This window comes from Aquabacterium sp. A08 (assembly GCF_011742065.1).
The window spans coordinates 20,422-31,106 of the sequence record NZ_JAAQQT010000685.1 but is presented as its reverse complement, the minus strand read 5'-3'; the positions used below and the strand labels follow the sequence as shown (position 1 = coordinate 31,106).

At 69.5% G+C, this 10,685-nt stretch carries 8 protein-coding genes; 3 read left to right on the top strand and 5 right to left on the bottom strand.

Translation table 11 applies throughout. From position 1 onward, the window contains the following. Positions 1-1,973, top strand: a 1,973-nt coding sequence (locus tag HA630_RS17915; protein ID WP_208300151.1) for an ATP-binding protein, incomplete at its 5' end; no start/stop codon positions are given. Between the two features lie 26 nt (positions 1,974-1,999). Further along, positions 2,000-4,255, top strand: coding sequence for a response regulator (locus tag HA630_RS17910; RefSeq protein WP_166834926.1), 2,256 nt, complete (start codon positions 2,000-2,002; stop codon positions 4,253-4,255). A gap of 185 nt (positions 4,256-4,440) precedes the next feature. On the opposite strand, the gene HA630_RS17905 is transcribed toward HA630_RS17910, so the two are convergent. Together HA630_RS17905 and HA630_RS17900 are read right to left on the bottom strand one after the other, a co-directional pair. Continuing rightward, positions 4,441-4,740, bottom strand: a complete 300-nt coding sequence (locus tag HA630_RS17905) for a flagellar basal body protein (RefSeq protein WP_166834927.1) — start codon at positions 4,738-4,740, stop codon at positions 4,441-4,443. Between the two features lie 80 nt (positions 4,741-4,820). After that, entirely contained in the window at positions 4,821-6,101 is a 1,281-nt protein-coding gene (locus tag HA630_RS17900) for a solute carrier family 23 protein (protein ID WP_166834929.1), read from the bottom strand. Between the two features lie 143 nt (positions 6,102-6,244). Here HA630_RS17900 and HA630_RS17895 point away from each other — a divergent pair, with 143 nt between their 5' ends. After that, positions 6,245-8,374, top strand: a complete 2,130-nt coding sequence (locus HA630_RS17895) for an acetoacetate--CoA ligase (RefSeq protein WP_166834931.1) — start codon at positions 6,245-6,247, stop codon at positions 8,372-8,374. Positions 8,375-8,383: 9 nt separating this feature from the next. On the opposite strand, the gene HA630_RS17890 is transcribed toward HA630_RS17895, so the two are convergent. Genes HA630_RS17890 through HA630_RS17880 form a run of 3 tightly spaced genes read right to left on the bottom strand, consistent with a single transcriptional unit; the run spans position 8,384 to position 10,684 of the window. Further along, positions 8,384-9,079, bottom strand: a complete 696-nt coding sequence (locus HA630_RS17890; protein ID WP_166834933.1) for an aspartate/glutamate racemase family protein — start codon at positions 9,077-9,079, stop codon at positions 8,384-8,386. A 7-nt stretch (positions 9,080-9,086) separates the two neighbouring features. Beyond that, on the bottom strand, positions 9,087-9,797 hold the full coding sequence (locus HA630_RS17885; protein ID WP_166834935.1) for a GntR family transcriptional regulator: 711 nt from the start codon (positions 9,795-9,797) through the stop codon (positions 9,087-9,089). Then, on the bottom strand, positions 9,794-10,684 hold the full coding sequence (locus HA630_RS17880) for an ABC transporter permease (RefSeq protein ID WP_166834937.1): 891 nt from the start codon (positions 10,682-10,684) through the stop codon (positions 9,794-9,796). The genes HA630_RS17885 and HA630_RS17880 overlap by 4 nt, the downstream gene beginning before the upstream one ends. Between the last annotated feature and the right edge of the window lies 1 nt (position 10,685).

Here is a 10,685-nt window from a genome sequence, read left to right as displayed (position 1 = left end):
AGGTCGATCGAATGCAACGGCTCAGAGAGCTGGGCTTGACGCCACCCCTGCTGTTGTTCATCGCAGCACTGCTGGCCACGCCCTGGGTGCTGTACGAGGTGGCGTTCTCACACGCCGAAAGTGAGGCCCGGCGCAACGCCCAGCAGTTCAGCCGCATCATGGCGACGGCCCGCTCCTACTACGCCACCAACGTGGCGGGTCGGGTGCTGGCCCACCACGGCGGCCCGGTGCGCCTGACGGAAAACTACCGCAACACCCCCGGCGGCATCCCCATTCCGGCGACCCTGTCCATCGAGCTGGGCGACCTGCTGCAACAAAACGCCCTGAACGACGGCTTCAGCACCGCCTTCCTGTCGGACCAGCCGTTTGCGTTCCGCCAGCGCCCGCCGCTGGACGACTTCCAGCGCGAGGCCCTGCAAGCGCTGCGCGCCGACACGACGCAACGCGAGTTCTGGCGGGTGGAACCGAACCCCCACGGCGGCAGCCGCGTGCGCCTGGCCATTCCCGTGCCCATGGAGGCCACCTGTGTGCAGTGCCACAACGGCCACCCCGACTCCCCCGTGCGCCACTGGAAAGTCGGCGACGTGCGCGGCATCCAGGACATCAGCGTCGGCGTGTCGCTCACCAAGCAAACCGGCGATTCCTGGCCCCTGGTCGCCTACCTGGTGTTTTTCGTGGGCTCGGCCGCGGCCGCGCTGCGCGAACACCACAAGGCCAACGCCCGGCTGCTGCAGGTCAACGAAGACATGCTGCTGTCGCGCAGCTACCTCGAAGACAGCGAGCACCAGCTCAAGCTCAAGGTCAACGAACTCAGCACCCTGACCACGGTCCTGCAGAAAGCCCCTTTTGGCATCACGATTGCCGACCCCCGGCAACCCGACATGCCGCTGATCTACGTCAACGAGGCCTTCCAGGCACAAACCGGCTACAGCGCCGACGAAGTGCTGGGGCGCAATTGCCGCTTTCTGCAAGGCCCCGACACGCACCCCGACAGCGTCGAGCAAATCCGCCAGGCGATCCGCCGGCAGGAGACCGCCGAAATCGAAATCCTGAACTACCACAAGTCGGGGGCCCCCTACTGGGTGCGGTTTCTGGTGTTCCCCAGCTACGACAGCGACGGCCGCTTGCTGCACTACATCGGCTGCCAGACCGATGTCACCGACCTCAGAAAGGCCGCCGAGGAGCGCGGCCTCATGGAAGCAGAGTTGCAGGAATCGCTCAAACTGGAGTCGCTGGGCCTGACCATCGCCGGCATCGCCCACGACCTGAACACCCCCATTGGGGTGGCGGTCACGGCCGCGTCGCTGGTGGACCAGCAGACCCGCAAGCTGCAGCAACTGCTGGACGTGGCCCCGCTGGACTGCGGCGCGGTGGCCAAGCTGACCGACTCCCTGGGCAAGTCGGCCCAGCTGATCGGCAACAACCTGCACAAGGCGGCCACCCTGGTGCGCAGCTTCAAGCAGACCACCGCCGATGCCTCGCGCAACGAATGGCGGGTGCTGCCGCTCAAGCCCTTCCTGGAAAGCCTGTTGCTGGCCGTCTCGCCGCTGGTGAAACGGGCCCAGTGCGTGGTGGACCTGCAATGCCCCGAAGGCCTGGCGCTGTACACCGAACCCGGCTCGCTGATGCAGGTGGTCACCAACCTGGTGGTCAACGCCACCCTGCACGCTTTCGAGGGCCGCGACCAGCGGCTGATCCGCCTGACCGTGAGCGCCGACGACAGTTGGGTCCACCTCGAGGTCAGCGACAACGGCAACGGCATGAGCGAAGACGCGCTGGCCAAGGTGTTCACCCCGTTTTTCACCACCCGCCGTCAGAGCGGGGGCTCGGGCCTGGGACTGTTTTCGTCGCGGCGCGCGGTGGAGGCGGTGTTGGGCGGGCGCATCGCCGTCGCCAGCGGCGCCGGCCAGGGCACCGCCTTCCGCATCCAGCTGCCGCGCACCCTGGCGGCCCCCGCCCGGCCCACCGCCTAACCCCCATCCCCGGAACCACACGCACCATGTCACCCCATGCCTGGACCCTGCTGCTGGTCGACGACGAGCCCAGCGTGCTCGAAGTCACCCAACTGGCGCTGGAAGATTTCGAGTTCAAAGGCAAGGGCCTGCGCATGCTCACCGCCACCAGCGCGGCCGAGGCACGGGCGGTCTTCGAGCGCGAGGGCGACATCGCCATGGCCTTGGTGGACGTGGTCATGGAAACCGAACACGCGGGGCTGGACCTGGTGCGCTACGTGCGCAACGAACTGGGCAACCAGGACACCCGCCTGGTCCTGCGCACCGGCAACCCCGGCGCGGCGCCGCCGCTGGAAATCATGCGCCACCTGGAGGTGGACGACTACAAGGAGAAGACCGAACTCACGGTGGAGCGGCTGCACATCACCGTGCTGACCGCGCTGCGGGCCTACCACAACATCAAGGCCAGCATGTCGAAAAGCCGGTTCGTGGCCAACATGAGCCACGAAATCCGCACGCCGCTCAACGCGATCATCGGCCTGTCCAGCCTGATGCTGCGCACCGAGCTCAACGCGCGCCAGCGCAACCACCTGGAAACCATCGAAAGCTCCGGCAAACACCTGCTGGGCGTGGTCAACGACATCCTCGACTTCAGCAAACTGGAGTCCGGCCGCGTCAAGCTGGAACGGCTGGACTTCGACCTGGAGGTGCTGCTCAACAACGTCATGTCCATGATCCTGTTCAAGGCCCAGGACAAGGGGCTGGAGCTGATCCTGGACGTGGAGCCCGACATCGAACGCCACCTGCGCGGCGACGCACAGCGGCTGTCGCAGGTGCTCATCAACTACCTGAACAACGCGGTCAAGTTCACCGAATCCGGGCACATCCAGATCCGCGCACGCCGGGTCGGCCCGCGCAACCCCACCTGGCAAAAACTGCGCTTCGAGGTGACGGACACCGGCATCGGACTGTCGGCGCAGGAGCAGAGCCGGCTGTTCCAGGAGTTTGAACAGGCCGACGCCAGCACCACGCGGCAATACGGCGGCACCGGCCTGGGCCTGGCGATTGCCCGCAACCTGGCCGAGCTGATGGGCGGCGAGGTGGGCGTGGACAGCCAGAAAGGCCACGGCTCCACCTTCTGGTTCACCGCCGTGCTGGAACACGCCTCCAACAGCCACGCGCGCAGCCTGGTGCCGGACGAACACCTCTGGGGCCAGCGGGTGCTGGTGGCCGACGACAACCACGCCACCCGCCAGTTGCTGGAACAAAAGCTGACGCGGATGCACTTTGCGGTGAGCACCGTGGCCAACGGCCAACAAGCGGTGCAAATGGTGCAGCAGGCCGACGCCGCGGGCAAGCCCTTCCGGCTGGTGTTCATGGACTGGCGCATGCCGGAGCTGGACGGCATCAACGGCGCGCGCGCCATCCGGACGCTCCAGTTGCAGCAAGCGGCGCCCTATGTGCTGTGCATCACCGGCGCGGGCCACGACAACCTCGAAGCCGAGGCGCGGCAGGACGACTTCGACGGCATCCTCATCAAACCCGTGACCACCGAGCAGCTGTTCGACGCCGTCATCGAACAGCTGGCCAAACCGGGCCAGGCCCTGGCCCACCGCGCCGAACCGCTGGCGGCCCGCCCCGACTGGGCGCCGGCCTGGACCGCCCAGCTCGCGGGCCGGCGGGTGTTGCTGGTGGACGACGACCGCCTGTACCGCCAGATCGGGGCCGAGCTGCTCAAACTCGCCGGCATGGCGTGCGACCTGGCTGCCCACGGCGCCGAGGCCCTGGAAAAACTGGCCCTGACCCCTTACGACCTGGTCTTGCTCGACATCCACATGCCGGTCATGGACGGCCACGCCACCGCCCAACAGATCCGGCTCAACCCCTTGTACGGCAACCTGCCGGTGATCGCCATGACCGCGGGCGTGTTCCCCCAAGGGGACACCTCCTGGCTCAGCAGCGGTTTCAACGACCTGATCCACAAACCCATCGTCCCCGAAAAGCTGTACGTCAAGCTGCAGCAATGGCTGCCCGCGCCCGGCACGCCCGAGGGCGACCCAGCCGCCCTGGCATGGGACACCCCGCTGGACGAGGACCTGGCGGCGGTGCTGGTGCGCATGGGGGGCTTGCTGGAACTGGGCGACGCCGACGCGCTGGACCTGCTCAACCACCACGGCGAGCGCTTGCGCCGGGCCCTGGGCTCGGCTTTTTCGGCATTCCGCACGGCCGCCGAGGCCTACGAATTCGAGCGCGCCCACCAGCTGCTGCGCGAGGCCCTGGCCCGGCGCCAGGCTCGGGGTTAGTCCCTATGCCCAAACACGGTGCGTCTGCCTAAAATCATGGCACTCGCAGGCGCCGGCTCAACCCGGCACCGCACCGCGAGAGGACCGAGGAGACACCAACTCAAACAACAGACATCCAGCGTCCCCAGGGATGCCATGTACACCGCGCCGACCCCTGGGTCGGCGTTTTTTTGGGTCCGCGCGGTTCAGGCGCGCACGTCGAGCAGGCGGCCCAGGGTGTCGTCGGCGGTCTGCAGCACCCGCAGGTTGGCCTTGAAGGCGTAGGTGGCGGACTTTTGCGCCACCAGGTCCTGCGCCAGGTCGGCGCCGGGCTGCAGGGCCTTGTCCACCCGGGTGCTCACCCCGCCGGCCGGAGCGGCGCTGGCCTGCACCACGTCGCGGCGGTAGCCCTCGGTCTGGGCGTTGGCCACGTTGTTGGCGGCCGCGTTCAGGCGCAGCTGCGCCGATTGCAAGCCGCTGGAGGCAATGGAGGTCAGGCTGTTCATCGGGTCACTCGTTCGGGTCCGTTCAGTGTACGCGGCCGGCCCACGGCCTGTCAGCCGCGGCCGGACGGACGGCACGGGCCTCAGCGCCGGCGGGCGAGCAGCGCGTGCAGCACAATGGCGCCGAAGGTGGCGGTCCCGATGCCGCCCAGCGCAAAGTCGCCGAACTTCAGGGTGTAGTCACCCGTGCCCAGCACCAGGGTGATGGCGGCCACCAGCAGGTTTTTGTTGTCGGAAAAGTCCACCTTGTTGTCCACCCAGATCTTGGCGCCGGCGATGGCGATCAGGCCGAACACCACGATGGACACGCCGCCCATGACCGCCAGCGGAATGGCCTGGATGACGGCGCCGAACTTGGGGCTGAAGCCCAGCACGATGGCCATGCAGCCCGCCACCAGGAAGATGGCGGTGGAGTAGATCTTGGTCGCGGCCATGACGCCGATGTTCTCGGCGTAGGTGGTCACGCCGGTGCCGCCCGCGCTGCCGGCCACCATGGTGGCCAGGCCGTCGCCCATGAAGGCGCGGCCCATGTACACGTCCAGGTTCTGGCCGGTCATGGCCGTCACCGCCTTGATGTGGCCCAGATTTTCCGCCACCAGGATGATGGCGACCGGGGCGATCAGCAGCATGGCGTGGCCGCTGAACACCGGCGCGCTGAAGCTGGGCAGGCCGATCCAGGCCGCGTTGGCGATGCCGCTCAGGTCCAGCGGCTGGCCCAGGCCCAGGCCGTTGGTCAGCACCGCATAGACCACACTGGCCACGATCAGGCCCATCAGGATCAGCAGGCGCTGCACCATGCCGCGGGTGAACACCGCCACCAGCGCCACGCTCACAAAGGTCACGCCCTGCATCCAGGCGTCGAAGCCGGTGGGCGCCATGTTCTTGATCGGGATGTGCGCCAGGTTCAGGCCGATCACCGCCACCACCGAGCCGGTGACCACCGGCGGCATGAAGCGCTCGATCCAGCCGGTGCCCACCGCCTGCACGATGGCCCCGATGACGAAGTACAGCGCCCCGCAGGCGATGATGCCGCCCAGCGCCACCCCGATGTTCGCATTGGGCCCCGGCCCGGCGTAGCCGCTGGCCGCGATCACCACCCCAATGAAGGCGAAGCTGGAGCCCAGGTAGCTGGGCACCTTGCCGCCGGTGACCAGGAAGAACAACAGCGTGCCCAGGCCGCTCATCAAAATGGCGACGTTGGCGTCAAACCCCATGAGGATGGGCGCCAGCACCGTGGCGCCGAACATGGCGATGAGGTGCTGCACGCCCATGACGGCGGTTTGCGGCCAGGGCAGGCGCTCGCCCGGCCCAATGACGCCGCCGGCCTGCAGCGCCGCGTCGGATTTTTCTGTCCAGTGGAACATGGGGTTTTCCCCTCCTCGGTGGTTGATGGGTGGCGAGATTCTGCCCGTTTGCACCAGCCTGGGGCAAGTTTCGCGTCAGCCTTGACGCCAAGGCGATAGTGAACGCCCCCGCCGTGCGAATAATGGGGCCACCGGAGACACCCATGACCGCCCCAGCACACGCCCCCTACATTCCCCAGATCCGCCTGTACCAGGACTGGCTGCGCGAGCAGCGCGGCCTCGCCTTTGCCGACTACGACGCGCTGTGGCGCTGGTCCACCACCGACCTGCCCGGCTTCTGGCAAAGCATCTGGGACTATTTCCAGATGCAGTCGCCCACGCCGCACACCGCGGTGCTGGAGGGCGGGCCCATGCCGCACTTCCGCTGGTTCCCCGGGGCACACACCAACTACGCGCACCAGGTGCTGCGCCACGCCGCGCCGGCCCACGCCGCCGGGCAGCCCGCCATCGTCAGCGAGGACGAGCGCGGCCGCGTGCGCACCCTGAGCTGGCCCGAACTGCGCCGGCAGATCGCCTCGCTGGCGCTGGCGCTGCAAGACATGGGGGTGCAGCGCGGCGACCGCGTGGCCGCCTACCTGCCCAACGTGCCCGAAACGGCGGTGGCCTTCCTGGCCTGCGCCAGCATCGGCGCCGTCTGGAGCGTGTGCGCGCCCGACATGGGCACCGCCGCCGTGCTCGACCGCTTCCAGCAGATCGAGCCCACCGTGCTGATCGCCGCCGACGGCGTGCACTACGGCGGCAAGCCGCTGGACCGTTCCGCCACGGTGGGCGAATTGCGCACGGGCCTGCCCAGCGTGCGGCAGCTGGTGGTGCTGCGCACGCCTTACGCCGCCGAACGCGTGGCCGGCGCCGCCGACTTCGAGGCACTGACCGCCCGCGACAACGCCGCCACCGCCGCCTTCGAACCCGACTGGCTGCCTTTCGAGCACCCGCTGTGGGTGGTGTATTCCAGCGGCACCACCGGCCTGCCCAAACCCATCGTGCATGGGCACGGCGGCATCCTCATGACCATGCTGGCGGCCAAGATCCTGCACAACGACATCGGCCCCAGCTACGCCCCCAACAGCTTCGGCGAGCGCTTCCACTGGTACAGCTCCACCGGCTGGGTGATGTGGAACGCCCAGGTGGCCGGCCTGGCCGGCGGCACCACCATCGTCCTGTACGACGGCAACCCCGGCGGCAGCAAGGACCACCCCGACTGGCACGTGCTGTGGCGCTTCGCGGCGCGGCACCGGGTCACCTTCTTCGGCGCCGGCGCTGCCTACTACGCCAACTGCATGAAAGCCGGCGTGGACCTGCCGGCCCTGCAGGCCGAAGGCTTCGACCTGCGCCGCATCCGCGCCCTGGGCGTGACCGGCTCACCGCTGGCCGAAGACGTGCAACGCTGGGGCAGCGCCCAGTTCGACGCGCTGGGCACCACCATGGTGGGCCCCGCCGGGCCGTCCCAAGGGGCGAAGGCCCCCTCGGGGGGCAGCGAACCCCGTGGGCGTGGGGGCCCGATCTGGTGGTGCAACATCTCCGGCGGCACCGACTTCTGCGGCGCCTTCATCGGCGGCCACCGCGAACTGCCCCAGGTGCCGGGCCAGATGCAGTGCCGCCAGTTGGGCTGCGCGGTCGAGGCCTGGAGCGAAGACGGCCGCCCCCTCATCGGAGAGGTGGGCGAGCTGGTCTGCACCCAACCGATTCCGTCGATGCCGCTGTACTTCTGGAACGACGAGGGCAAACAACGCTACCTGTCGAGCTACTTCGACATGTACCCCGGCGTCTGGCGCCACGGCGACTGGCTCAAGATCGGGGCCGACGGCGGCTGCGTCATCTTCGGCCGCTCCGACGCGACCATCAACCGCCACGGCCTGCGCATGGGCACCAGCGAGATCTACGCCGCCGTCGAAGCCCTGCCCGAGGTGATGGACAGCCTGGTGGTGGACCTGGAATACCTGGGCCGCGACAGCTACATGCCGCTGTTCGTGGTGCTGCGCCCCGGCGTGGACTGGAACGACGCGGTGCGCGAGCGCATCGCCGGCGCCATCCGCAACGCGCTGTCGCCGCGCTTTGTGCCCGACGAGATCGTGCCGGTGGCCGAAATTCCGCGCACGCTCAGCGGCAAGAAGCAGGAGCTGCCGATCAAGAAGCTGCTGCTGGGCCAACCGCTGGACAAGGTGGTGAACCGCGACGCCATGGCCAACCCGGGCTGCCTGGGCTGGTACGTGGCCTTTGCCCAGCAGCACCTGGCGCACGCGGCGGCCCATCCCGCGGCACACCCCGCGGCCTGAACGCGCGGCTCAGGCCGGCGGCCACCAGGTCGGCCGCCCCAGGCCCGCGGAAGCCGGGGCGCGCCAGACCCAGCGCGCCGCGGCGGCCACGCTGTCGATCAGCGGCACCGGCACCCGCGGCTGCATGACTTCGGCCAGGCCCGCCAGCCCGGCCCCGCCGACGACGATGGCGTCCACCCGGTGGCGGTCCAGCACCCGGGCGCAGGCCGCCACCAGCAGGTCCTGCGCGGCCTGCGGGTCGGCGCGCAACTCGGCCCCGCTCAGGGCCACGGTCTCGATGGCCGCCACCCGGTCGCCCCCGGCCAGGGCCGGCAACAGACGCTGCAACATCGGCCGCCAGGCGTGCCCGCCGGTGACGATGCCGACCCGCCCGTGGACCGCGGCTTCGGCCACCGCCGCCTCGGCCAGCCCGGTCACCGGGCAGGCGGCGCGTTCGCGCAGGGCCAGCAGGCCCGGGTCGCCGAAGCAGGCGATCACGATGCCTGCGGGCGCCGGCCCGGCGGCGCTGGCGCGTTGCCACGCGTCCAGCGTGGCGTGGGCGGCCACGGCGTAGCTGGTTTCACAGGCGATGTAGGGCGCCCCGAAGCGGGCGGTCACGGCCTGCACCCGCACCCCCAGCGGGCCGGCCGCGACCAGGTGCTCGGCCACCGTGTCGGTGATGGCCGCGGTGGTGTTGGGGTTGATGAGCAGCAGCGTGCGCGTCATGACCGGCTCACAGGCCCAGCAACTCGGCCAGCTCGCCGCTGGGCGGCGCGTCGGTGGGAAACACCAGGCTGGCTTCGATGCGCTGCAGGTGCTCGCGCATCAGCCGCGTGGCCTCGGGCGCGATGCGCAGGCGGATGGCCTGCAGCAGGGCGCGGTGCTCGTCGCAACCGCAGGCCGCGGCGTGCTGACGAGGCGCCCCGCCGCTCGGCCCATAGGCCATGAGGATGAGCGAGGTGCGCGACACCAGCTCGCGCAAAATGCGCCCCAGCGTGGCCTGCCCCGACACCGCGGCGATGCGCAGGTGGAACTCGCCCGACAGGCGGATGGCGCGCTGCAGATCGCCCTGGGCACGGGCCGCCTCTTCGGCCTCGATCAGGCCGCGCAAACCGGCGATGTCGCCGTCGCTGGCGCGCACCAGAAACCGCTCCACCAGCGTGGGTTCGATCAGGCAACGCGCCTCGAACACCTCCTGCGCCTCCTGCGGCGTGGGCTCGGCGATCACGGCGCCGCGGTTCGGGATCAGCGTCACCAGGCGCTCGCTGGCCAGGCGCGCCAGCACCGGCCGGATGCGGGTGCGCGACACCCCGAACGCCGCCGCCAGCTTGTCTTCCACCAGCCGGGTGCCCGGCGGCAGGCGGTGGTCCAGCACCGCCGAGACGATGCGCTCGTGCATCTCGGCATCGGACAGGGCCACGGGCGCGCTGTCGACGTCGCTCATCGGGCGGCCCCCTTCTGGCGCTGGCGCAAGGCCCAGGTCGCCGCCATGGCCAGCCCCATGACCGCGAACGACACCACCGTGGTCAGCGTGCCCAGCGCGTAAATGGCCGGCGTGGTGACGGTGGTGGTCAGGCCCTGCAGTTCCAGCGGCAGCGTGTTGACGTCGCCAATGGCCTGCGAGGTGCGGGCGATTTCGTCCCAGCTGAGGGTGAAGCCAAACATGCCGACGCCGATGGCCGAGGGCGCGATCAGCGGCAGCACCACGTGGCGGAAGGTCTGCCAGGGCGTGGCGCCCAGGTCGCGCGCGGCCTCCTCGTAGGCCGGGTTGAAGCGGTTGAACACCGCGAACATGATGAGCAGGCCGAAGGGCAGCGTCCACGTCAGGTGCGCGCCCAGGGCCGAGGTGAACAGGCCCAGGCTGGTGTTGAAGGATTCCAGGTATTCGGTCATCTCCCAGTGCTCGAACACGCTGCGCAGGGCCGTATCGATGAGACGGAACTGCAGGCCGATGCCCAGCGACACCACGATGGACGGCATGATCAGGCTGGCCACGGTGACGTAGAACAGCGCGTTGCCGCCGCGCAGCCGCTTGCGGAAGGCCAGCGCCGCCAGCAGCGACAGCCCCACCGTCAGCACCATCACCGTCACGCCCAGCGCCAGCGAACGCTTGAAGGCCGCCCCAATGTCCACCACGCCCAGGCCCTCGGCCAGCTGGCGGTACCAGTGCAGCGACACGCCGCGCATCGGGAAGGTCAGGCCGCCCTCGGGGCCCTGGAAGCTCAGGGCAAAGATGGTCAGCATCGGGCCGTACAGGAACAGCACGAACAGGCCAAACACGGCGGCCAGCGGCCAGAAGCCGGGCGCACGGGGTTCGCGGAAACGGGCCATG